Below are 20,809 nucleotides of genomic sequence, written 5' to 3' on the forward strand. Positions count from 1 at the left end.
CTCCTCTCAGAGCAAAATAAAAACGCCTACTCTTCAGTGGCGTTCGGGTCCGACTCTTCTATTTCCTTATTTGGTGGGGCCTTTGCAGTTGCTTCATTCAAATCCACTACCGCTGCTTTGCTCGGTTGCAACAGAACCTCACCGTGTTTATTAGGCAGCGCCTTACGTGCAAGGCTGTCACGCACCTCATCGGGAGTGATTGTCCTGCGATCCAAGTATATTGCATCAATATCAGCTTTCAGTTTTTGATCTTTGAGTGATGAAGCATAGTGATACTTAAATTCAACTACCCCACCAAGATTAAAGATACCGTCTATGATGTGGTTGTTAATATGCTCTACAATATTCTCTGCTATCGCTTCTACCGTGTCATTCGTATCCTCGTCTTCACTGTCCGCTGTACTGCGATTGACATCCTTGGTCTGCCCTAGCTTCTTTGGAGAGAGGTCAAACGCAATAGCTACAATTTCAATTAAAAACCGTTGCCACTCAAGATATAGCGCCTTGTCATCAATAGCTCCAAGATCTAGGATGCTTGGATTTTCCCCACCGATTATGGGGTTTACACCTCGTCCCAGCACTTCGTTTTCCCAATAAGAACGAAAAGCCGAAACAGCCTTACTATCCGCACCCTTACCTAGGTTTATCAATTTCTTTGTAGCCGTATTCGAAGCCTGTTTTCCTGCTGATCGGTGAGCAGTAATGAAGCTTTCTACCGTTTCCCAGACCGTTTCAAGTGGAGATAGACCAAAAGGAGTGTTCGTCCTAGGATTCATTCGGATATACATGAGATCAGATGATTTCAAATGTACATACTGACCATGCACTCGCTGCGCATATCTGTATGAGTTTGGCTTTCCGTCCCATTCTGGGTATAGATCAATCGAAAATGAATCTACGGGATACATCCTGAACGGCCTGAGTGGATCGCCAGCCCTTAGAATCTCCGACGAACCAGCGCTGCACACTAGCATATCTTCAACTATCTGCTCAATCCAGGACCTAAATGAATCGCCAGGATTCGGCTTCAGCAACGAACGCTCGATAATCTTGCATATCTCCCGATACTTCTCGGTGTCATTTTCATCAATAGCAGCTACAGACCAGTTCAGTTTTGTGATCCCGTTCTTGATGACGTTTATCGCACGGCGAGGTATCGGTGATTCTGACAATGTCCGCAGATTTGTTGGCGTTCTCTTTGGAGCAGGTTGGTTGTTACCCTTGCTCATCATAATACCAAAAGGGAAAGGATAGCTTTCTGTCTGCCTATCAGGTTCGTTCTTCGGCCTACCTGCTGCAATCCAGTTAATTACCCATTGCCTTAAACCCAAGTCAGTTCCTCCTTTCCGACAAACAAAAAGAAGGCAGGAAAATATTCCTTACCTTCTGTATTTGTTCATATTTCCATGGATAAATAATAACACCGAGTCGTTACGGTGTTACTGCGGATTCGGGACCTGATTCCCATTCTCCACACTTTTCTTGCTGAATTCATTTAATTTAAAACTGCTTGGATTGTGTTCAGTGATTTTCCCTTGTCTGTCCACTTCAATATAATTTAACATTTTAACAGAAGGGTCTCTACGCTGTACTCCAATCCATTTATATACATCAAATCTCCAAACTTTCTCTTGTCCTCCATCAGAAAATGAAATTTCTATATAATCTAAGTTCCATGCAGGCCCGTCATTATCACACTCATTTTCCTCAACATAAATATAAACACTCTCTATATCTCCCAAAAAGTAATCTGATCTTAAATGGAACGTGAAAGGATTATATTTTTTCGCCTCCATATTATCAACACCTCTTACACTCAAGAACCAATCTCCGTTCACTTCTCTTGCACCCTTTAATCTTATAAACACATCCTCATTGGTACCTGCTCCATACTCAGGATGAGTCTTCACGGTTGCTCTATAGATAAATGAATCTGCCATTAATCTCCCTCGCTTTGTTTTTTATTATCATTTGTTTTTTATTATCATTTGTTTTTTATTATCATTTGTTTTTCCCACTAAATTATTCACCAAAAACTCTAAGCATAAGTTTTGTACATTACACAAAAACCCTCGCATAGGCAAGTACCCAGAACATAAATGTTAATTTGTAATATGCTGATCTATAGGCCAATAAAAGGAGTCGATGGTAATCATGTCTTACTTTCAAGAAAGATACGTTAACGAGCAGTATTCGAAATATATGAATTTCAGACAAAATAGACGAATCTTGTTAGATAACTCAACCGCCAAAAACGTTTACCCATACGAAGATGGTTTTATGATTTATGCTTGGGGTTTTTATAGAATCAACCCTAATGAAACAGTCGAGATTAGCATGAGTCCTGCTCCTGGACAGAAAATAATAAGCGGAGGATACTCGGTTAACAGTCCACAATATTATCCAACTATTTTTTCTAACCTTACCGTTTCTCCATCAACATATTTAATCATTATGAGAAATAGTCACGCAGTTGGCATAGATATCGTTGTTACGATAGTTGCTAAAAATTGATCATTATAAGAAAACAACCATACGCCCCGTTTTGTCGAAATGTGCAATAAACTTATAATTTTTATGGGAACATTGTTGTAAAACGAAACATATTTTATCCAAAAGCAAACCCCGTTACACCTTTTCGGTCATTGTATATAGCGTATCGCTTCGAATCCTGTGTATGATTGCTTCTATCCTCAGCCTCTTCGGTATGTTGTCCTGACTTCTCTTTCCATTTGTAGTTTTCTGTTTCCTTGATTTCATTTTTACACTCGCGATTCACATATATATTTGGGCGCCCTGTCCCCGACTTAACTTTATAGAGTATAGATACCTCGCGAATACCAGGGCCAATAGCGTTGTCAGCTGCTTTCACAGGCAAATCATTCATATTGTAGGTACTGATGTATTCTGGCTGTGATGGATCTGCCCATATTTCTTCGAAATGATATTTGTCATCCATCTCTTTATATCGTTTTACAAGGCAGTCTTCCATAGCACCATTGTCGTTCACTACAAGTACATTGACATGTTGAACGTATGACTCTTCAACAATGTAATACTCTTCGCCTATGCAGCCTATGACAAGCAATACAGCCGGATCATTCCAACCATGATCCATGCCGCCAATAAACCGGCTAAAGGTAATATCTCTTATGCTTCCGTCTGGATAAGTGACTTCGTATAGGTGGATGCTTTCATCTAAACAGCGAATGTCTACAACATGAGTGCTTCGCTTGAATTCGTCGTACACCTGTCCGTGGAAGACGTTGAATTTCGCCCTAATCTCTCTATCCACATATCGCTCTGGGTATGTCTCGATCATCCGTTGAATATTACGCTGCAGCTCAGGGATTGGGTTATCTAATGAAGTCCAGTAGAAATTACACCATTCAGGATCGTTCATGTACTGCTCTTCTTCCAACCCTGCGTCTACCCATTGTCCTCGCAGGACAATATCTTCTGCGAACCAGTTAATACCTTCTGGTGTGGTTGTCCATACGCTCCAGCCGCCTTTATCCGCTAAGGCATAAGAAAGGTATCCAGTCCATGTTTCGGCCTTCATCTTACTCGCTTCATCCAACCAAACGCCGTCCAAACCTTTACCAACGAGAGACTTAGGATTGTCCGCTGATTTAAATTGAATAAGGACCCATCCCTTTAACCATACACGGTTTTTGGATAGGTCCCAGCTTTCAATCATTTCTTCTGGTAATACATCTGATAATTCTTCTTGCTGAATTTCTGACATTGCGTATGTTGGAGAAACACACCAATACTCAAGGCGCGGCTTAGGCTTCTTCATCTTTTTGATGTTCTTAGGTGGCTTATAGGGGAGTCCTTTCCCTCGTTCCATATCGGCCAGAATGTTATCAAAGAATTTACGAGCACCGACATTCGTCTTCCCGCCGCGCCGACCACAGTTCAGCACATTATTGCGGACGGTACTCTCCATAACTTCTATTTGTTTAGAATGCGGCGTCCAACCTTCGAAAGGATCAATGTCCAGCGTCAGAGACATTAGACCACCTCTTCACATTGATTTCGGTAGGTCTATCTTTTTCTCCATTCTTCAATTCTTCGATTTCCATTTTGGTCTTCTCAACTTGAGCCTTCATTTGAGCCAGTTTCAATCGGCGCTCATCCTTTTCGGGAACAATGGCAAGGAATTGTTTTATGGCACCTCTGATCTCACGCATAACAACCGTTTCAGCTTTAATAAAACTTGCATACTTGTCCCAAGCAAATTGAATCTCCCACTCCTGCTCGAATGAGGAATCCCCCTGTTTTTCCTTTTTAAGCTCTTTCGTCAGATCATCCTTGCCCTCAATGAAGAAAATTCGTTGAGCCCAAATGATTTTTTGGAATCCTTTCGTGATGTCATACCAGATCATATCCACCGGGTCAATCTGCTGAGCTAAATCGAGTATTTCAAGATATTCTGGGTCCTGTGGTTCAAACTTACGGAATAGCCCGTGAGTTACCGCTTTCTGATTTCCTGGAGGACCACCTTTACCACCCCGATTCCCTTTGGCGTTTCTGTTGCCCCTCGGAGCCCCGGGTCTGCTATTGTCTAACTTATTCTCCCATTGATCGAGCGACTTCCATTTTCGAACTGACTCAGCGCTGATCCCCAGCTTTTCAGCAATCTCTTTTGGCTTCAAAGTCGATCCGCTATCCTTCCAGATTTTAAACGCCTTTTTCCTATTTGGATTTTGCTGTCTACTCACAAAATTATCACCTCTATTTTAACGATTGAGTTGGAATTCCTATTTAAGATCAGTATTGATCAAACGTTACGAATGAGCTGTCATCGTTAGCTATCGTTCTCTCTACCAGGCGGGCCCTAGCCTCCCATAAACTTCTTATTTAATTAACTTCAATATATATTCTGTGTAATTCATAATTTGGTTGAAGATGTTGTCACTACTCGTTTTCTACTAGATTGCCTACTATTAATTCATCATTGCCTGTTTGAAGTGAATTAACTACAGCTCGAAGTCGTCTAAAGCATCGTCTAAAGTGTCCTGAAGGATGCCGATATACCTCAAAGTCACCTTTTCTTCGGTGTGATTGAATAAATCCATTAGTAACGCTATATCCTTCTTTTCGTTGTAAAAACTGTACCCAAATGTTTTTCTCATTGAGTGAGTTCCGATCTCTGCAAGACCAGCTTCTTCGGCAGCTTCTCTTATGATTTTATAGGCCATATTTCGGGTGATGGGTTGTCGTTTCATCTGCCCTTTCCTTTTTCTTCCTTGAAACAAATACTCCCAATCCAACATTCCTGAAATGTATCTATCAAGGTCCCTGCGTAACGACTTGCGTATCAAAACCTTCTTCTCCTTCCCCGTCTTCCTCTCGCGGATCGAAATATGTGTCCCCTTCACATCCTTCACTGTTAATGGCAATATATCCGAAATACGTAAACCTGTATTAATCCCAATTTGAAACAAGATGTAGTTGCGCTCATTTTTATCTTTCAGATTCCTCTTGATCATTTCGAGTTTTCTGGGATCGCGAATTGGTTGAACAAACTTCATCGCAGCATCTCCTTCCAAGGAAAAATTTCCTGAACAAAAAAAGCAGTGGCTTTACGCCATCTGCTCTAAAATCTAACTCCAGCAACCGTCACTATCCCAATATTCGTGACTGCGCTCTCTGATCATTACATATTACCCACCCCAAAAAAAAGACGGGCTTATCAGCCACGTCTATAAAAGATATTTGTTCTTTCTGTCACTTAAAAATGTCTGATATTCAAAATACGCTGTTTCGTGAACAGAATCCCAAACATCACGTCTAACTAAAATACCTTCAATAAGCTGTTCAAGCAAGCTTAACTGCCTAGTTGAATCAATACGTTTCTGTAGACTAGTTATAATAACAAATACAAACACGAAAGCAAGTGTTGCCACAAAGAAATTTGAAATGCCCACTATTTGCTTATCAGAGATATAATCGATTACCAATATTAATTTTAAATTTTCTATGATATCAATAATCATTTCCTTCACACTGTTGAAGTACATTGGTAGAGCAAAAGTTAACAGAGAAACAGCAATGCTAATTACATTCATCTGCTTATTCTGCTCTACGATTGTTCTGATATCTGATTTAATTCGAAGCAAGTTCTGACGTGATAAACATCGTAATGTAGCTTCAGTTGTCTCTGTAGAAGTTACTATCCCTTCTATATCCTGTGCTTCCTCTATCCCCTTAAGCAGGTCCAAATACATTGACAAATTTCTACTGGCCTTTTTTCTTTTCCGTATGAAATATTCCCTCCCAGTGACTCAATATTTATTCTTTTATCGTCATTTTATAAGAATTGCTAAAGTTCATCTTTCTGAGACCTAATGTCTAACTCAACCAGACGCTCTAGGTCAGCAACAGTCCGCATTTGTATATGTCCCGTCTAAGGTCTCTTATGCTCTGCAGGCTGCTGCATTAATCAAATCTATCGGTATGACTCTGTTTTACATGGTTACCTCCAAATGTTCATTGCATAAAAAAGCATCCAAAAGGGCGCCTTTAATGGTCGATTCCATATTTGCTGAACTCTCTAGCTTTAATCTTTTCTTCAAAATCAACACTTTTCAATAACATGTTTCTATGTTGATGTTCTTCAGAGAAGAGTAATATTACTTGGTATTCTTGACTCGATGTATTAATAAATACAATCTCGGCTAACTCTTTTTTTTGGCTTTCTTCCAAACTAGAGTTTTGAATATATTGAAGAATATCAAAAAAAATTGAAAGATAGTCATTTAAATTGGTTCGATATGCTTCTTTTATTTTTCTGTAATTACGACCCTGTAATATCTCCAAAAAGTAAGTCTCTCCCTTGTTATTACCCAATCTTTGCTTTGCATCCTTTTTTACAGACAACATCCCATTTAACGTATTTAAAATTGTTTGAAAATTCATAAGCTTTTTTTGATCTTCCAATTCATTCGCTGTTCGAACCATTTCTAATTTTTGATTTTCCAACTCTGTTATTTGCATTTCAATAGCCTTTGTTTGAAGAGACAGTTCTTTAGTTTGCATCTCAATGGCTTGCCTTTGGAGCTCTAATTCATTTGTCTGCATTCCTATAGCCTTTCTTTGCTCTTTTAACTCTTCTCTTTGGACTGAGATGGTGTAAATAAGTCCCGCAAAAGCAAGGCCTGAGAACAAAGCATTAACTGCCCCAAACATATCTCCAAATGTCCCAGCTTCTAGTGCCGCTCTATTATACCATTTTGGTATGAGATACCACGAAGTAGCCCACATAGCGACAACAATAAAAAACATGAGCATGATATATCTCTTTTTCATCTGACCACTCCCCAACTAATGCTGATACGACAACTTCCAGTATCAGACAATAGATTACGGTGGTCAAGCTCATTTTTGTGTTGAGTTGGTTTCACCTTTGGGCATGGCTCAGATAGGCGTGTACGCTCACTCAGTTGTTGTTCTCAGCCCTCTTCTAGGCTCATTCCTGTAATTCGGACGTTCAGCAGGAAGGTGGCTCAGAACGGCTCGTATTTCGTCATATGAGAGCAAAATAAAAAACACCACGATGGGTGCTAAATTTTCTTAGTTTCTTTAATCTTATCTTTAATAGCATTTATACGTTTAGTTTTCTCAATCTTTGTTTTATAGAAAGGATTTTTCTTCTCATGTTTCAGTTTCAGTTTCAGCTCCTTTATTCTCGCCTTCTTTCTTTTTCTAGTACTGAGATGGAACTCGTTATATAATCGGCCATAACTGCCCTTAACATTTTTACAAAATTTCCGATAGGATAAGGCTTTGTTGACTGATGGATCTTCGAATACGTATTCTTCTTGCATACCTTCTTCAACCTTAAGCCACAAAATAAGATCATCATATTCTAACAAATGAATCTTATTATAAATTTCATTGGAAGCTTTTTGGATTGCTTCTTCCCACAATTCAGGATACTCGGTTTCTGGCACCTCTCTATACTGCTCTTTACCGTTAGGATCAATACCGTACATTTCTTTATTATATTTTATACTCAACCTTCCTTCATACTGAACAACTGTACTGTACAAATGGTTGTATAGCTCAACCAACTTTTTCTCGGTTAAAGCCCTTTTTGTAGCGTTTCTACTTTGAAACCACTCTTTAATGAGCAACGCTCCCGTAGTAAGGATTGCAGTGGCTACTGGTATTGTTAACAAGCCAGTATAATCAATTTCACCCATTTAAATAACCCTTCCTGATGTCAAATATAATAGGACTATTTTACATCCTTTGGATAAACAGGTCTACAACAGAACTGTCGAACTTTATCCCATCCCCCCACACACAACCTTTACATTTCTCCGGCTGCTTCGGTTCAGGTGGTTTCCGTTTTACGTTTTCTTGCCATGACGACCTTCACTCCTGTTCCTAGCTAATGTGGATCGCGGTGCTGTCATTTTAACGAGCAATTTGATGATCTTCATAATAATCACCTTCCATCATGAAATATAAAAAAGCCGATCCACGAAGGAACGACTTTAATTGATGACCAGATTTATACAAGCACAGCAATCGCCGCTTTGACATGTTCAGGAACCACTCGTCCGAACTTGTCAGCAAGGTTACCTCCGGTTGTCTTGATGACCAATTGCTCGTATTCAGAGCCTACCGGTACAACAGCATGTCCATATGCGTGTTGGCCGTTGAATTTGATTACCTTGCCAGCCGCTGCTTCTTCGGCTGTATTTTTGGCATCTACGACCTTGAAATACCCATCCTTGTCCAAATATGCGTAACCACCTGTAACTACTGCACTTGCTTCTGTACTCATGATTTATTCCTCCTGCTCAATTCTATTTATTTGTTGCTATGTAAAGTGTAAGATGGTTCCACTACTGCTCCGCTACGGATTTATACCGAAAGAAAAACCGCAAAGGCATAGCCCTCACGGTCTAGTTTACTACTGGTATCCGAAGTCCGATCTCTCCTTCTTGATTCCGACCTCGGCCATAGTCGATAGTCACAAAGTCCAATGTTCGGTTGATCTTCAAGCTATTTGCAATGTTTGCTATGGCCCTGCGCCTTTTATCCGCAAATGTTGTTGCTGAAATACCCGGAATATCCTTACGGTATCCTCTCTCCATATATTGTTGAGCTTTGAGATATTTCATGCCGTCCAGGAACAGAAGCTTTGCAGCAAGTCCTTCATGTGGATCTCGCATGTTGTTAATTGCAAACTGGACGTTATTCGTGATGAAGAGATAGAACTTATAATTTGTGTGTCGCTTGTCCTTAAGGATTACTGCATTAGCTGTTATGTCTGCTGTCAACTCATGTCCAGTGTCTCTTTTGGCTACAAAACCCTCAGCAGAGAGTAATTCATAGGCAGACATACCATTTTCGATCTGTTGCAAAGCAAATTCATAGTTCCTGATTACGTCAATCATATCCGCGTATTTTTCTAATAACCATTTAGTTTTGCGTATATCGTCTCTTTCAAGATCATCAAAGAAATTTACTTGAATAATTTTTTTATTATCTTCTACATCTTCGCTTTGACTGTCTACTCGATTGTTTTCTATCAAACCATCATCCCCTTTATCTACTTTATTTCTAGCATTATTTGACGCCATGAAAATGTTAATTTATTATTCATTTAGGAATTTATTGAATGGAGTGATTTGTTTGCCTCAAACCCCAACAATTGATTTTCTAACAAAAACTTTAGAAATAGAAAGGAAATTTATAAGGGACTTGTCTATACCTAAAATTATGATGAGTAAACTGACATTATGGCTTCTCATATCTTCAGTTGTCACAGTAGCTACAGCTCTATTCCTTATTTTTTATAGCCTAGTGCCCTCAGTTAGCGCTATATGGCCTGTACGGACCTCTCTATTATTAGCTTCGGTAAGCATGGTTCTTCTACAATTTTCAATTTTTTTCTCTCATTCTGTTGCTAGAAAAAGACATCCGAAATATGCTTTATTTATTACAAACAAGAAAATTAATTATAGTTTCGATGCAGACTTTATTTTTGCATTCAGATGTGACTTTATGTTGGAACTACTAGGAAAGCCACAATTTCAGAGTATAGAGATTGATGAGTTAATTGATTACTTTTCAAAGAAAAGTGAAACAATTAAATTCAGACGATGGGTTCCCGTAACATTAACTGGTTTAATAATGTTCCCCCTATGGAGTGAGTTTATTGGTTTCAAAATAGACAATGGTTGGGGGATGATCATTTTCTTGTTTATACTAAGCGGCTTTGTTGCTTATTTTTTTAATATGTTATACTCAATTCTAAGAGCCACACTACTTTCAAAAGCTATAAAATATGATGAGTTAGTGAATGTTCTAAGTACAGTGAGATCCTTGATGTAACCAAATCAAGGAGGATACACTTGTCGTTGGAACTGATATTCCATTTACAAAAATCTCCATCATATAATATAATGTCGTTAGTGTGGAAGGGTGGCCGAGTGGTTTAAGGCGTCTGACTGATAATCAGATAGACTTTCGAGTCTCAGGGGTTCGAATCCCCTTCCTATATACACCTTATACTCCAGATACTCTAGCTCATGATGTTTTCGCATTATGGGCTATTTTTATATATCCTCCTCAAAGCTTAAAGCCGTAGATTTTAAAAAATATTACAAGCATCCACACAAGAGGCCATAAGGCTATGTTGGCTATTGCGGATTGGATATCGGGTATCTCTTTGTCCACTATTGTCACAACGCATAAGCTAACGACTCCAATCGTCAGGTATATGCCCAACATCCAAATCAACACGGTCAGCACGTTATATCCTCCTTACGGGTAGAACCCCAGCCCTACCCGACCATTTTGTTGGGTTCAGCAATATGGTTAATCCGCGCTACAATAATCGTCGGAGCTAGAATAATCTATGTCATCCATCAGGCATAGGTCGCAATATCCATCCCCTGGTTTTAATGTTGGATCTTCTCTATCGCACTCAGGACACTTCATTTATTCTCACCTCTCTATTTGGGTAGGGTTATTCCCCTAATGCCTTAAGCGCCAAATCTCCACGATCACGCCATATTTTTGACGGTATTTCCTCTACTTCTCCGGTTTCATCATAGGTATGTGACCATACATAATTATTTTTGTTTGCATAGAACTTAAGCGTCCTTTTTTGGATGGCTATGGTCTGTTGTGCCTCGTGAAGCGATCTTGATAAGGCGCTATATTTGTTAAGCAAAGATTCATATTCCCCACGACTTACGCATTCTTCTTGTAATCCTTCATAAGCAAGCCGTGCTAATCCCGTTTCTTTCCGTGCCTCTTCTAGCTCCTTGCGAAGCTGATCGTCTGTCATGTGCTTTGGATCAGTATGTGTCATGATCGCTGTCCCCCTCGCAAGAATCCGACGCGATTCATGTCTAGGAATATATTCATGCTTACCAGGTGGACATCGCGATAATAAGCCCAAGCCTCTGAATCATTCGTTGTAGCCATTTCAACTTCTTGTGTAGTCTCGTTAATCAGTACGTACACAAGATCGTGTTTCACTGTACTCATGAGTGTTTTTCCTCCCCTAAATTGACCCAAATCACTGCACCTTGCGGATGCTTGTACGGAATGGGTTCGTCATATAATCTCGCGTTCGTCAGTACCCAAGCATACGGGGTCTTGTAGTTGATGTTTTGATAGGGCACTTGATGCTTGGGCATGTTGTTGTGCCAAGCTTCGTATGTTAATGGCAGGCAATCTTCAAGCTCAACCTCTCCGTACACCATGCCGCTGCCGCTCTTGATTATGCCTATCCTTCCGCGCTTCGTGGTACGGCTGCCGCGTATCTCCCATGTCTTAGCGCCTGAGAGTATCATGTCAGCCCATTGTGGCTTGATTATCAGTCCTTGCACGTTGTATATCCCTCCCTGTTAAGGCCCTAAAACCTCAACCTATTGTGAATCCTCCTGATTTTTCCGCCCAATCTGCAAATTTTTCATACTCTTCGATCCAAGTATCGTGAATTTTCTGAGGCCACTTCTTTTCCCATTCCGGTGCATCGAATAGCACGTCATTGTTGTAGTGGGAATCGTCCAGCGTCCGTTGAATCGCGACAAAGTTTCTTGTCATGCGGGCCATTACCTTTGCTTCGGCCGAGGTCACACGCATGCGGCTGTTGGACAGCAGAATTGGATAGTTATGCTCAGTTTTGAACCGCTTGTCTGTCTTTGCGCTGTATGCCCATCTACCGTTTTTGCTCATACACGGAAATAAGCAACCAAAGGCATACTCTATTAGCGCAGGCCAAGCAACGACACCGAGCCTAAAATCACCGGCCTCGGGATTGCGACGCATGAAATCATACGCCATACGGTTATCACTCCTTATGGGTTGGGGGTTAAGAGGCCCGTAGGCCCCTATATCAATCCTCTTCGTTTTCTACTCGTTCCACCTGGCCGACATAGTAGTTTTCAATAGTGATGTCTACTTGTGACATAGGGCTTAAAAATTCTGCTTTGATGCCTGATTCAGAATAAACGTAAGCTTCAACAGTGACATCCGTTACAACGCATATACCATCCTCGTATTGGTCTTTTACAACCGCTATGAAGTCCTCCATACTCGGGAAATCAATAGCTCTCCCAAACGCGAATTCTTGTTCCTCGGACCAGATAATCTCTTTTGCCATTCGTTATTTCTCCTTTATAGGGATATAGGGTAAGAGGCTGCTATGCCCTCATCTCTTCCGAAGCAGCCTTTGACCAGCACGAATGACAGAATTTGCTGCCTTGTGCCTCTAGCTTTTCAGGAAACGGGAACACTCTGCCCTTCCGGTAGACATCCCGTGTGTCTTTGCCGCAATTGTCACAGGCTTCATATTCGATTTTCGAGGCACTGAAGCTTGGTTCAAACTCCACTTGAATCTCGAACTCTTCCCCACACTCTTCGCATTCCCAATCAGTGGTGTTGTTTGATGATAATCCGTCACTTAACACATCCGTCATATCGTTTTCTGCTCCGCAACATGGGCATTCGACTGTTTGGCACATCTATATCTCTCCCTTGGTTTATTGGTTTGGTGTAGTAGGGGATGTGTTATATCCCCTCTATCCCTCGATTGTTGATTTTTCGGCCGGTATATCAACTATGCCGTGATCGTCGTATACGTCGAAGTACTCTCCGCAGTATTCATGCGTGCGCTGTCTCAACTTCAAAATCCTCTTCAACGTTTTGCAGCGGTAAATTTGCATCCTTGGTACCTTCCGTCAATCCCTGTGAATGGCCCACGATACCATCGGGATAATCTACTGTGCTTGTATATGGCTCTATCATCTTTTCGCAAATAATAAAAAGGTGCTTCCTTTACTTCCTTGGGTGTCATGCTGTCTCCCTCCTTTATCTCTTATATCTTCAAATAACTTATAAGTTCGTTGTTATATGAAATAACTACATCTCAATCATCGAAGTATCCATATCCAAACTGTATTTGATGCTTACTTTCAACTCGAACAATGTCGTTAATCATGGACGAGAACACCACTATTTGTTTTTCATCCATCAATTCAATCAATTTAATTTCTTTCGCTTTTAAGGAACGCCCAGCAGAGGTTGATATGAGTTCAATTACAGGATTAATTGATTCACGCTGTCTTTGCTTTTGTTGTTCCTTTTGGCGCTGCGCTTCCTGCTTTCTGTAGTACTCATCCCAATCTTGTTCATCAAACCAAAATCTATCTCCATGAAGATGCGTGTAATATTCGATCCAGTATTGAAGCTCATCTTCATTGATTTGAATGCGATCATGACATGTATCGCATACTCGCATGGCATTAGTCTTTACACCTCGACCGCTACGACCTCTCGGCATTACATGATGTGTTTGAGTGGCGGCGCGTCCACAGTTACATTGGCACATTCCTTCTGTTTCCTCTTTAATCTCATTTACAACTTCAGGAGGAAATTCTGCTCGATCAGCACGAGAAGGGCGCGAATGGTGATGAGCAAGTATGCCCTTCTTCCAATCCGGAACTTGCTTTTTGACTTTCTTACTGCACCCAAGGCCACTATATGCCTTCTTCTCTTTTGGTTTCTTTTCTGGTTTCCAGAATGTCTGATGGGACATTACTCCTCCACCTTTCCAGCGCTTTGACTTCGCCCTTACTTGTATTTTGAACCTAAATCACTACGCACCCACTACGGATTTACAGGCTCTAACAGTCCAACACGTTCTAATACTGCATAATGCTTAATCCGTTCTTTTGTTGTTACGGAAACCTTTTTCAAGGTGAAGCTTGCATAGAAGGAAATAGCCTCCTGAACCTCAATCGGCTGCTCCTCAAGTTTGTTCAGATCAAGAGTCTTCATTATTGAATCCACCTTTATAATGTAAGAAATTCACTATATTTTTGCTCGAATTGAAACTTGAGTTCAGGAGGTAACGCGCTTATCGCCTCGCTCCAGATGATTACTAAAGGATCATCTTTTGAATGGTTCGATGCGACCTCCTTATACCTAACAGAAAGCGCGGTTGTGAATTCATCTGCCTCTTGTTCGGTCACATTCATCCATCCTTCGTTTTTTATAAAGTTCCATTACAACGTTACCTGTGCCGATACATTGTTACTGGCAAGGAAAATCTTCCTCACCCATTTAGAATTCATTTTATTCCTTATCGCATTTCGTATATTTCATCTTTATACAATCATATACGATATCGAATATCAGGTCAATACATCTTGAAAAATAATATGCGATATCGTATAATTCTGATTGAAAGGGTGATTTCAATGTTTACAGTGAAGCCGAACTTAATGGCCCTGTTAAAAGATAAAGACATGACTCAATTGCAACTATCTGAGCTAACTGGTATACCTCAAGGGTCCCTGAGTAGATTCGATAAAAATAGTCGTCATGAGTCCGCTCATCTCTTTAAAATCGCTAGGGCGCTAGGAGTATCAATTGAAGACTTATTTGTTGTTGAGGAGCAAGAGGATAAATAAACCTCTGTGCTCCATTTTTATTAAATCGGGTTGAGCAGCCTCTCAAGCCGCATAATCTCTTTCTGCTGGTACTGAATCAAATCAACGGCCTCTTCTAGCGCCATTAACTTCCAGTCATAAGCTGGGTATGGTACTTGGTCTATAGTAGTCCCGTACTTCCTAAGGCCTTTCTCGTTTTGCTTATCTAACAATTCAATGATTCGCTGTGTCACCTCTGGTCGATTTTGGGTGGGTTTCATTTAATGATGTCCTCCATCTCTGGCAACAGCAACTCGTCTCCCTTAAATCGCATTTCTGCTTGGTTAGGATCGGATGCTGGCCCCCAATGTCCATTTGCTTGCAAAATCCTCACTACATCCACTGCATATGGTTCATCTGTATTGACTACCAAATAAGTATTCAATGGCACCTTTCCTTCCAAACGGCGCGACTCTTGAATCTTCCAAAGTAGTTGTGACAGTTCACTTTTCTCACGATCATCAAGATGCTTTTCAACATCCTCATTTTTTATTACGGTGAATTTCACTTGCATTCCGGCCAGTTCTGGCATTCTTCTTCTCCCCTTCTGCTCGTTTAATGAGTTTGTTAATAGCTCGTTTCAGCTCCGATTTTTCCTTCTTATACTGTTGGATCAGAATGAATTCTCCGTGCTTTTTTACAAGTATATCAATGCGTAAAGTCGGATATTTTGCTTGAAATAATTTCAATTTAACTTTAAAGGTCGGGGTCACTACACCCTTTATATCAATTACTCTCTGGCTGTCGTCCAAGTCAGTTATTAGGAAGTCAGCAACATAAGTAACTTTGGGAGCCTCCTGCAGAACGAATTTAGGCTGGCAAACGAAGTCTTTGATCTCTCCATACTTCCGCTGCCGAAGAAGTTCCTGGTAATACTCTCCCTCGGCTTTGCTATCAAATCGAACCCCCGTTATGTCCAGGTTGTACCTTTTTATAATCCATTCCTCAAACAAAGTGCCGTCCTCGGTCACTACGACCTTCTTCGCTCTATATTTGTTCATTGGCCTGACACCCGATAAGGCGCGACTGCATGAATGCTCGAGGTTTCATCTTCACTGTAAATAAAAACGGACTTCCTTTCCCCAGCAAAAGACAGCGTTACAACGTCTCCGTCAATGGCTTTTAATGCATCCAGGACATATTTGGCATTAAGCGAGAGTGAAATGTCTGGTCCGATATATTTGATTGGCTCAATGTTCTCACTTGCCTTGCCCATCTGCTTGCCTCTTCCTCTAATGTTTATCTCTTGGGAAGTCACGCTCAATGAAACCGCATTATTTTTTTCTTCTTTGGCCATGGTATTGATCAATTCAATAGAATCCAGAAACTCCTGTCTATTTACATCTATTCTTGTGCAGTTATCTGGAACAATCAGCATTTGCTTAATATCTGGGTATGCTCCCTCCAACACGCGAGAGTAAAAGGTGAACCTTTCTGTGCGAATAAAAGCATACGTTACTCGACCATCGTTAGCTCTCGAAAACCCAAACTGTATTTCATCTTTGTCATTTACGATCTTTTGCAATTCAACAAGCCCTTTGGCTTCAATTACGGCACTTCCCAAACCATCTGTTTCCATATCGCTTTCAGTTTTCGAAAGTCGATGTCTATTGGTTGCCTCCATTCCGATCTTTCCATCTTCTAGATAGACATGAACTCCCGTGATAATAGGAAAGCTTTTCCCTTCAACATCTGCGGCAAATATCGTTTTCTTCAACATCTTGCGGAAGTCTTTACCTGTAATTTCAATGTACTCATCATCGTTGATCGTCGGGCATGGTGGATATTCTTCAGGGTCTAGCCCAGACATTTCTATTTCTTTATTGCGTGAAGTAATGATTACATCGAATTTGTTTTTAGATTCGATCCGAATTTCTCCATTTAATTTCTTGATCATTTCCAAAAGCAATTTTGGGAGAACTGTTTTCCCCTCACAATCAATTTTCACATGTTCTTCAAGAATGTATGAACGAATCATTGCCCGATCATCTGTCCCTGTTATAGTCAATCCACTTTGATCAGCTTCCAAAAGGAAATAGCCGAGAATCGGCATAATACTCTTAGATGATACAGCCTTACTAGCATCATCCAACGCTTCAGACAGTAATGCGCTGTCCACTACTATATTCATAAGGCTTTCCCTCCTTCTTGGCATTTGGATTGCATGCAGGACACGGTCCCAGCATTACAATAGCTCCCTTGCGTTGATATGCCACTTGGCTACCTCCACATGTTCTGCACATCTTAATCCCTCCGTCTATTTCTACCACCGACCGGCAGTATCTTCACAAATGGTTCAATCCGTTCAATAATCCGAGCTGCTTTCTTCTCGTCCTGAGCTCCCTTGGCATTAGCAAAATGGTTGAATAGCTCTTTCATAGTTAGATTTGATGTGTAGATGGTCGGCAATCTCTCCATACGTCTCTGGAGGATCGGGCTAATTACTTCGTCTCTTACCCAACCACTCATAGACTCCGCTCCGATATCATCAAGTATCAACACCGGCACCGTCCTGAGAGCATCAAGTTTCTTCGCTACACTTTCTTTGGAGCCAATGGCATCTTTGACCTCTTCGATAAAATCAGGTACGTAGACCATGAGAACATCCACATCACATTTAGCAAGTTCTTGAGCAATGGCTCCAGCGACACGGCTTTTTCCAACTCCCATCGCCCCATAAAGATACAAGCCCTCTACGGTCTTACCTGGCACAAACTCACTACAAAACTTTACCGATCCTGCTATAGCTGCCATCCTCGGACCATCTGGCTCGATATCATCAAAGGTAGCATTCAAAATATGCTCTGGGATGAAATGACTCTTAATTCTCTGCCCTATGCCTTGTTGCCTTTCATAAGCCTTCAAGAGATCACATTTACGAAACCTAAAGACTAGCTCGCTGCTGTTGTCGGCGTTTGGCTCCTCAACACTCCTATGCCCCTTCTGGGCGTTCTGGCAGTCTTTTAAACCGGGACATACACTGCATGCATCACAATAGGCAAGATGCTGTGATATGTCCCTATAGCGCCGTGGACTGATTAAGTCTTCTGTTCGATCAGGATACTTCTGCCTTAGTCGCTGTACTTCCGGGTGACTATCAATTTGCTGGATGACTGCAGCTTGACGCTCGGAAAATCGAGAAGGTATTAGTGCCTTTAATTCTTCCTGAAAACTTCCCACGCTGTCAGCCTCCCTGTTTTGCTCTTAGCTCAGCAAGCATTTGTTGTAAATCGCCTTCGGTGTACTGTTCAGTTGGTTTAAGCACGAAGACATCTTCCTGTTCATGCTCCACCGCATCAGTCCTTTCAATGGCAACTTGACGTGATGCATGCAGCGAGAAAATTATGGTCGTACAGTAGTTCAAACTTCGAATCTCATCTCGCTTATGCTTTGGTTTGAATTTGTCAAAGGACTGGTCGATGCCATCTAAAGCAGTTTGGAGAGGGATGCTAGCAGCTTGTAATTCATCAATGCTGGCTTCGTCAGCCATCGTGATATCTAAGCCCCTGCCTCTGCGTTGAAGGTACTTGCTGGCAACTGCCTTGCGATAATCTAATTCCGCGGATAATATTTCAGCCTGTCCAGAGTCGGTATCTGTTTCAGGAGTGGCAGGAACGGCACCTTGCCGGGAAGACGGTATCCCCTCATCTTTGGAATTGACTTCAGCCTCGGGCAGTAAACAACAACTACTATCTTTTTCTTTTTCTTTTTCTAAATCTAGTTCTATATCTGTTCCGTTACTGGGCGTTACTGTAACGTTACTTGAAGCGTTTCCTGTAACGTTACCGTTTCGACCTTGTTTTTTCGAGGTAGGTTCAAGTAGCCTTTGCTTCTCACGGAACCTGCGAACCCTATCATTTGTTTGAGCTCTTACTTTGTCCATTCCATCCACATTCTGATGCTTCTCCCAATTCGGAAGAAAGTAAGCTCCTTGTTCAGAGACTTCCAACATCCCGAAACGTTGAAATATAGACAAAGCCATTCGTATCACCGGAAGAGGACGCTTGATAGCTGATATCAACATATCTTCCGTATAGGGGATAGTTTCGGTCAACATGATGTACCCACCCATATTAGCTTTACCTGTCATAGCTAATAATTTGAGCCATATAACAATGATCGTATCTGCTTCAGGCATATCTTCGATGAGTTCAATTTTTTCGTCTCCAAACATATTTACGCTGAGTTTAATCCACTTTATTTCAGACATGATTCAGCCTCTCCTTGCTAAGCATGTGCGCCGATCAATAAAAGTCTTTCCCTGACTTCAGGCCAAAGGTACGCTTGTCCACCTTCACCATTTTGATCTTTGCAAAACCACTTGGAGACCGTTGGTTTCCCATAAGTCACATAATTCCTCAAATTCTCTACCCATCCAGATTCAGTTCCTGACATGCGTCTCGGCTTGGGATAAAGGGGAATAGGTTTCGGCGGATCGAATTTTCTCTCACCTATTCTTTCTCCAAAGAAATAAGGATTACCCTCAGTCTCAACAAGCCCCAAACGTTTGGATTCTTTCATAAGAAACTGAAAGTTTCTAGACATCCAACCGATTTCATATAGGTATCTTAATATCTCGTTAGCCAATTTAATTCTTCCATCCTTACCAGCACGCTTCGCCTTTTTGTTCCATTCTTTCAACTGCTCATCCGATGGAGTAAACCGTGATTTAGGATTTTGGTGTCCTGATCTTCTAATCAATTTCCTAATTCTGTTTTCAGGCTTGGAATCCAGATCAAACAATTCAAATGCAGCCAAATTGGTATAACAATCTTTGTTTACAATCACCCACCACATGTTGTTGATGTTGTGATAGACAGTTCCACGCATTAGCCCTTCCTTATGATCTCGGAAGTACTTAACCTCTCCATTGCTAATCCGCACACCATCCTTGTCAAGCGCATTGTAATTTGGAAGGTTATCAGAGCTCCAGTGTCTACTTGGTGAGTTAAGTTCGTGGAACACCTTATCAAACGATGTTTTAAGCTCCGGCTTAGAGTCACACTTAAAACCTTCGCCTAGCAAAAAATTCTCAATATGTCTGCGCTCTACCAAGAAGCGCTTCTGGAGCAGATAAGGCATCTTTTCAAATTTGTCAAAGTCATACCTTCCGCCATTGGGGTTCTCCACATTTATTTCTTGGTAGAATTCGATTCGAGCACCGATGTTATATTTTTCAGCTGTGAAGAGAAGATCTCCCTTGCTCCCAGTAAAATGATCCTTTGAAAGAATGGCATAGTCGCGGTCTATCCGTGGGTCTGAACCAATGGCGAACCCTCTACCTTTCATCATTTCAAGCATGCTCATAAAGACGGGATGAGATATGTCTTTATCTCCTCTGATAGCGATACTGGTTTGCCATGATGTAAAATCTTTTTCACCCTTCATGGGTCATCCCCCTATTTTCATTATTTAGTTTTCGTGTTATACTTCCGGTGAATTGTTAAACAAGTGATCGTGTTGGTAGCACGATTAACTCATGGGATTTTTCTGTTACTTTTGCGGAATACCGATCTGCAATAGTAATTACAGAAAAGTCCTTCTTCTTTTGGGTCTGGGTACTTTTGCCCAGAGAAGACGATACGATTACACAACTTACAACGACCTAATTCCTCTCCGGCTACCTTATAACCAGAAGGTGGCGACCATTCCAACCCCTCATACTCAACGTTCTTCTTAATTGATTTTTCGAGACGTTCCAGTCTGCTGCTTAAAGAGACAATGTTTTTCTGGATACCATTTTTACTGACGCCGAGTTCATCAGCATCAATGTAATCCTCGTACAAATCTCTCAATTCCCTCCGTAACACTCTGGTCCGGAGTAGCTTGTCTGCACG

31 protein-coding genes and 1 tRNA gene are annotated in these 20,809 nt (G+C 41.2%); 4 read left to right on the plus strand and 28 right to left on the minus strand.

Annotated elements, in window-relative coordinates; all coding sequences use genetic code 11:
* Positions 1–26: 26 nt before the first annotated feature.
* Both MKX74_RS14790 and MKX74_RS14795 read right to left on the minus strand, forming a co-directional pair.
* Positions 27–1,331 carry a phage portal protein gene (locus MKX74_RS14790; protein WP_341178948.1) on the minus strand — a complete coding sequence of 435 codons (1,305 nt, stop codon included), beginning with the start codon at positions 1,329–1,331 and terminating at the stop codon, positions 27–29.
* Between the two features lie 108 nt (positions 1,332–1,439).
* Entirely contained in the window at positions 1,440–1,940 is a 501-nt protein-coding gene (locus MKX74_RS14795; RefSeq protein WP_341178949.1) for a PLAT/LH2 domain-containing protein, read from the minus strand.
* 214 nt (positions 1,941–2,154) lie between these two features.
* On the opposite strand from MKX74_RS14795, the gene MKX74_RS14800 reads away from it, so the two are divergent.
* The gene (locus MKX74_RS14800) at positions 2,155–2,514 is read left to right on the plus strand and encodes a hypothetical protein (RefSeq protein WP_341178950.1); all 360 of its coding nucleotides are present in this window, start codon (positions 2,155–2,157) and stop codon (positions 2,512–2,514) included.
* A 94-nt stretch (positions 2,515–2,608) separates the two neighbouring features.
* Here the strand turns inward: MKX74_RS14800 and MKX74_RS14805 are convergent, their stop codons facing one another.
* The 8 genes from MKX74_RS14805 to MKX74_RS14840 form a co-directional block, all read right to left on the minus strand.
* Positions 2,609–4,018, minus strand: coding sequence for a terminase large subunit domain-containing protein (locus tag MKX74_RS14805; RefSeq protein WP_341178951.1), 1,410 nt, complete (start codon positions 4,016–4,018; stop codon positions 2,609–2,611).
* On the minus strand, positions 3,996–4,727 hold the full coding sequence (gene terS, locus MKX74_RS14810) for a phage terminase small subunit (protein WP_341178952.1): 732 nt from the start codon (positions 4,725–4,727) through the stop codon (positions 3,996–3,998). The genes MKX74_RS14805 and terS overlap by 23 nt, the downstream gene beginning before the upstream one ends.
* A 258-nt stretch (positions 4,728–4,985) precedes the next feature.
* Complete coding sequence (locus tag MKX74_RS14815) at positions 4,986–5,540, minus strand: tyrosine-type recombinase/integrase (protein ID WP_341178953.1); 555 nt, start codon at positions 5,538–5,540, stop codon at positions 4,986–4,988.
* Between the two features lie 171 nt (positions 5,541–5,711).
* Positions 5,712–6,236, minus strand: coding sequence for a hypothetical protein (locus tag MKX74_RS14820; RefSeq protein WP_341178954.1), 525 nt, complete (start codon positions 6,234–6,236; stop codon positions 5,712–5,714).
* Between the two features lie 295 nt (positions 6,237–6,531).
* Positions 6,532–7,317 carry a hypothetical protein gene (locus tag MKX74_RS14825; RefSeq protein ID WP_341178955.1) on the minus strand — a complete coding sequence of 262 codons (786 nt, stop codon included), beginning with the start codon at positions 7,315–7,317 and terminating at the stop codon, positions 6,532–6,534.
* Positions 7,318–7,571: 254 nt separating this feature from the next.
* Positions 7,572–8,213, minus strand: coding sequence for a hypothetical protein (locus MKX74_RS14830; protein WP_341178956.1), 642 nt, complete (start codon positions 8,211–8,213; stop codon positions 7,572–7,574).
* Positions 8,214–8,527: 314 nt separating this feature from the next.
* Entirely contained in the window at positions 8,528–8,803 is a 276-nt protein-coding gene (locus tag MKX74_RS14835; protein ID WP_341178957.1) for a hypothetical protein, read from the minus strand.
* A 121-nt stretch (positions 8,804–8,924) separates the two neighbouring features.
* The gene (locus tag MKX74_RS14840; protein WP_341178958.1) at positions 8,925–9,605 is read right to left on the minus strand and encodes a hypothetical protein; all 681 of its coding nucleotides are present in this window, start codon (positions 9,603–9,605) and stop codon (positions 8,925–8,927) included.
* A 34-nt stretch (positions 9,606–9,639) separates the two neighbouring features.
* Between MKX74_RS14840 and MKX74_RS14845 the strand changes: the two genes are divergently transcribed.
* Both MKX74_RS14845 and MKX74_RS14850 read left to right on the plus strand, forming a co-directional pair.
* Complete coding sequence (locus tag MKX74_RS14845; protein ID WP_341178959.1) at positions 9,640–10,359, plus strand: hypothetical protein; 720 nt, start codon at positions 9,640–9,642, stop codon at positions 10,357–10,359.
* A gap of 82 nt (positions 10,360–10,441) precedes the next feature.
* Positions 10,442–10,529, plus strand: a tRNA-Ile gene (locus MKX74_RS14850).
* Between the two features lie 467 nt (positions 10,530–10,996).
* Here the strand turns inward: MKX74_RS14850 and MKX74_RS14855 are convergent.
* The 10 genes from MKX74_RS14855 to MKX74_RS14900 all read right to left on the minus strand — a co-directional run bounded on the left by MKX74_RS14855 (position 10,997) and on the right by MKX74_RS14900 (position 14,513).
* Positions 10,997–11,344, minus strand: a complete 348-nt coding sequence (locus MKX74_RS14855) for a hypothetical protein (protein WP_341178960.1) — start codon at positions 11,342–11,344, stop codon at positions 10,997–10,999.
* The gene (locus tag MKX74_RS14860; protein WP_341178961.1) at positions 11,341–11,523 is read right to left on the minus strand and encodes a hypothetical protein; all 183 of its coding nucleotides are present in this window, start codon (positions 11,521–11,523) and stop codon (positions 11,341–11,343) included. Before MKX74_RS14860 ends, MKX74_RS14855 begins: the two co-directional genes overlap by 4 nt.
* A complete protein-coding gene (locus MKX74_RS14865; protein ID WP_341178962.1) occupies positions 11,520–11,867 on the minus strand; it encodes an ASCH domain-containing protein in 348 nt (115 codons plus the stop codon). Before MKX74_RS14865 ends, MKX74_RS14860 begins: the two co-directional genes overlap by 4 nt.
* 34 nt (positions 11,868–11,901) lie before the next feature.
* Positions 11,902–12,324, minus strand: coding sequence for a hypothetical protein (locus tag MKX74_RS14870; RefSeq protein ID WP_341178963.1), 423 nt, complete (start codon positions 12,322–12,324; stop codon positions 11,902–11,904).
* A 52-nt stretch (positions 12,325–12,376) separates the two neighbouring features.
* On the minus strand, positions 12,377–12,643 hold the full coding sequence (locus MKX74_RS14875) for a hypothetical protein (protein ID WP_341178964.1): 267 nt from the start codon (positions 12,641–12,643) through the stop codon (positions 12,377–12,379).
* A gap of 40 nt (positions 12,644–12,683) precedes the next feature.
* Positions 12,684–12,959, minus strand: coding sequence for a hypothetical protein (locus tag MKX74_RS14880; RefSeq protein WP_341178965.1), 276 nt, complete (start codon positions 12,957–12,959; stop codon positions 12,684–12,686).
* 184 nt (positions 12,960–13,143) lie between these two features.
* Entirely contained in the window at positions 13,144–13,287 is a 144-nt protein-coding gene (locus MKX74_RS14885) for a hypothetical protein (protein ID WP_341178966.1), read from the minus strand.
* Between the two features lie 121 nt (positions 13,288–13,408).
* Complete coding sequence (locus tag MKX74_RS14890; RefSeq protein ID WP_341178967.1) at positions 13,409–14,077, minus strand: HNH endonuclease; 669 nt, start codon at positions 14,075–14,077, stop codon at positions 13,409–13,411.
* Between the two features lie 71 nt (positions 14,078–14,148).
* Positions 14,149–14,319: a hypothetical protein gene (locus MKX74_RS14895; protein WP_341178968.1), complete on the minus strand. Its 171-nt coding sequence runs from the start codon at positions 14,317–14,319 to the stop codon at positions 14,149–14,151.
* 14 nt (positions 14,320–14,333) lie between these two features.
* The gene (locus MKX74_RS14900; RefSeq protein ID WP_341178969.1) at positions 14,334–14,513 is read right to left on the minus strand and encodes a hypothetical protein; all 180 of its coding nucleotides are present in this window, start codon (positions 14,511–14,513) and stop codon (positions 14,334–14,336) included.
* A 228-nt stretch (positions 14,514–14,741) separates the two neighbouring features.
* On the opposite strand from MKX74_RS14900, the gene MKX74_RS14905 reads away from it, so the two are divergent.
* Positions 14,742–14,954 carry a helix-turn-helix domain-containing protein gene (locus MKX74_RS14905; protein WP_341178970.1) on the plus strand — a complete coding sequence of 71 codons (213 nt, stop codon included), beginning with the start codon at positions 14,742–14,744 and terminating at the stop codon, positions 14,952–14,954.
* A 20-nt stretch (positions 14,955–14,974) separates the two neighbouring features.
* On the opposite strand, the gene MKX74_RS14910 is transcribed toward MKX74_RS14905, so the two are convergent.
* The 8 genes from MKX74_RS14910 to MKX74_RS14945 form a co-directional block, all read right to left on the minus strand.
* Positions 14,975–15,193 carry a hypothetical protein gene (locus MKX74_RS14910; protein WP_341178971.1) on the minus strand — a complete coding sequence of 73 codons (219 nt, stop codon included), beginning with the start codon at positions 15,191–15,193 and terminating at the stop codon, positions 14,975–14,977.
* Entirely contained in the window at positions 15,190–15,504 is a 315-nt protein-coding gene (locus MKX74_RS14915; protein WP_341178972.1) for a hypothetical protein, read from the minus strand. Before MKX74_RS14915 ends, MKX74_RS14910 begins: the two co-directional genes overlap by 4 nt.
* A complete protein-coding gene (locus MKX74_RS14920) occupies positions 15,455–15,973 on the minus strand; it encodes a DUF1064 domain-containing protein (protein ID WP_341178973.1) in 519 nt (172 codons plus the stop codon). The genes MKX74_RS14915 and MKX74_RS14920 overlap by 50 nt, the downstream gene beginning before the upstream one ends.
* Positions 15,970–17,103 carry a DNA polymerase III subunit beta gene (gene dnaN / locus MKX74_RS14925; RefSeq protein ID WP_341178974.1) on the minus strand — a complete coding sequence of 378 codons (1,134 nt, stop codon included), beginning with the start codon at positions 17,101–17,103 and terminating at the stop codon, positions 15,970–15,972. The genes MKX74_RS14920 and dnaN overlap by 4 nt, the downstream gene beginning before the upstream one ends.
* A 113-nt stretch (positions 17,104–17,216) precedes the next feature.
* Positions 17,217–18,152 (minus strand): primosomal protein DnaI, encoded by a 936-nt coding sequence (dnaI, locus tag MKX74_RS14930; protein WP_341178975.1) that lies wholly within the window; start codon positions 18,150–18,152, stop codon positions 17,217–17,219.
* Positions 18,153–18,156: 4 nt separating this feature from the next.
* The gene (locus MKX74_RS14935; protein WP_341178976.1) at positions 18,157–19,182 is read right to left on the minus strand and encodes a phage replisome organizer N-terminal domain-containing protein; all 1,026 of its coding nucleotides are present in this window, start codon (positions 19,180–19,182) and stop codon (positions 18,157–18,159) included.
* Between the two features lie 17 nt (positions 19,183–19,199).
* The gene (locus tag MKX74_RS14940; protein ID WP_341178977.1) at positions 19,200–20,360 is read right to left on the minus strand and encodes a hypothetical protein; all 1,161 of its coding nucleotides are present in this window, start codon (positions 20,358–20,360) and stop codon (positions 19,200–19,202) included.
* Between the two features lie 89 nt (positions 20,361–20,449).
* Complete coding sequence (locus MKX74_RS14945) at positions 20,450–20,758, minus strand: hypothetical protein (protein WP_341178978.1); 309 nt, start codon at positions 20,756–20,758, stop codon at positions 20,450–20,452.
* Between the last annotated feature and the right edge of the window lie 51 nt (positions 20,759–20,809).

This window comes from Paenibacillus sp. FSL K6-1230 (assembly GCF_038002385.1).
In the GTDB taxonomy this organism is placed as follows: Bacteria; Bacillota; Bacilli; order Paenibacillales; family Paenibacillaceae; genus Paenibacillus; species Paenibacillus massiliensis.

What these genes read in the sequence shown, in the direction of transcription:
- MKX74_RS14795 (WP_341178949.1), bottom strand. Translation starts at nt 1,940, where the DNA reads ATGGCAGATTCATTTATCTATAGAGCAACCGTGAAGACTCATCCTGAG.
- MKX74_RS14800 (WP_341178950.1), top strand. Translation starts at nt 2,155, where the DNA reads ATGTCTTACTTTCAAGAAAGATACGTTAACGAGCAGTATTCGAAATAT.
- MKX74_RS14805 (WP_341178951.1), bottom strand. Translation starts at nt 4,018, where the DNA reads ATGTCTCTGACGCTGGACATTGATCCTTTCGAAGGTTGGACGCCGCAT.
- MKX74_RS14815 (WP_341178953.1), bottom strand. Translation starts at nt 5,540, where the DNA reads ATGAAGTTTGTTCAACCAATTCGCGATCCCAGAAAACTCGAAATGATC.
- MKX74_RS14820 (WP_341178954.1), bottom strand. Translation starts at nt 6,236, where the DNA reads ATGTATTTGGACCTGCTTAAGGGGATAGAGGAAGCACAGGATATAGAA.
- MKX74_RS14825 (WP_341178955.1), bottom strand. Translation starts at nt 7,317, where the DNA reads ATGAAAAAGAGATATATCATGCTCATGTTTTTTATTGTTGTCGCTATG.
- MKX74_RS14830 (WP_341178956.1), bottom strand. Translation starts at nt 8,213, where the DNA reads ATGGGTGAAATTGATTATACTGGCTTGTTAACAATACCAGTAGCCACT.
- MKX74_RS14835 (WP_341178957.1), bottom strand. Translation starts at nt 8,803, where the DNA reads ATGAGTACAGAAGCAAGTGCAGTAGTTACAGGTGGTTACGCATATTTG.
- MKX74_RS14840 (WP_341178958.1), bottom strand. Translation starts at nt 9,605, where the DNA reads ATGGCGTCAAATAATGCTAGAAATAAAGTAGATAAAGGGGATGATGGT.
- MKX74_RS14855 (WP_341178960.1), bottom strand. Translation starts at nt 11,344, where the DNA reads ATGACACATACTGATCCAAAGCACATGACAGACGATCAGCTTCGCAAG.
- MKX74_RS14860 (WP_341178961.1), bottom strand. Translation starts at nt 11,523, where the DNA reads ATGAGTACAGTGAAACACGATCTTGTGTACGTACTGATTAACGAGACT.
- MKX74_RS14870 (WP_341178963.1), bottom strand. Translation starts at nt 12,324, where the DNA reads ATGGCGTATGATTTCATGCGTCGCAATCCCGAGGCCGGTGATTTTAGG.
- MKX74_RS14875 (WP_341178964.1), bottom strand. Translation starts at nt 12,643, where the DNA reads ATGGCAAAAGAGATTATCTGGTCCGAGGAACAAGAATTCGCGTTTGGG.
- MKX74_RS14880 (WP_341178965.1), bottom strand. Translation starts at nt 12,959, where the DNA reads ATGACGGATGTGTTAAGTGACGGATTATCATCAAACAACACCACTGAT.
- MKX74_RS14885 (WP_341178966.1), bottom strand. Translation starts at nt 13,287, where the DNA reads ATGATAGAGCCATATACAAGCACAGTAGATTATCCCGATGGTATCGTG.
- MKX74_RS14890 (WP_341178967.1), bottom strand. Translation starts at nt 14,077, where the DNA reads ATGTCCCATCAGACATTCTGGAAACCAGAAAAGAAACCAAAAGAGAAG.
- MKX74_RS14895 (WP_341178968.1), bottom strand. Translation starts at nt 14,319, where the DNA reads ATGAAGACTCTTGATCTGAACAAACTTGAGGAGCAGCCGATTGAGGTT.
- MKX74_RS14905 (WP_341178970.1), top strand. Translation starts at nt 14,742, where the DNA reads ATGTTTACAGTGAAGCCGAACTTAATGGCCCTGTTAAAAGATAAAGAC.
- MKX74_RS14910 (WP_341178971.1), bottom strand. Translation starts at nt 15,193, where the DNA reads ATGAAACCCACCCAAAATCGACCAGAGGTGACACAGCGAATCATTGAA.
- MKX74_RS14915 (WP_341178972.1), bottom strand. Translation starts at nt 15,504, where the DNA reads ATGCCAGAACTGGCCGGAATGCAAGTGAAATTCACCGTAATAAAAAAT.
- MKX74_RS14920 (WP_341178973.1), bottom strand. Translation starts at nt 15,973, where the DNA reads ATGAACAAATATAGAGCGAAGAAGGTCGTAGTGACCGAGGACGGCACT.
- dnaN (WP_341178974.1), bottom strand. Translation starts at nt 17,103, where the DNA reads ATGAATATAGTAGTGGACAGCGCATTACTGTCTGAAGCGTTGGATGAT.
- MKX74_RS14935 (WP_341178976.1), bottom strand. Translation starts at nt 19,182, where the DNA reads ATGTCTGAAATAAAGTGGATTAAACTCAGCGTAAATATGTTTGGAGAC.
- MKX74_RS14940 (WP_341178977.1), bottom strand. Translation starts at nt 20,360, where the DNA reads ATGAAGGGTGAAAAAGATTTTACATCATGGCAAACCAGTATCGCTATC.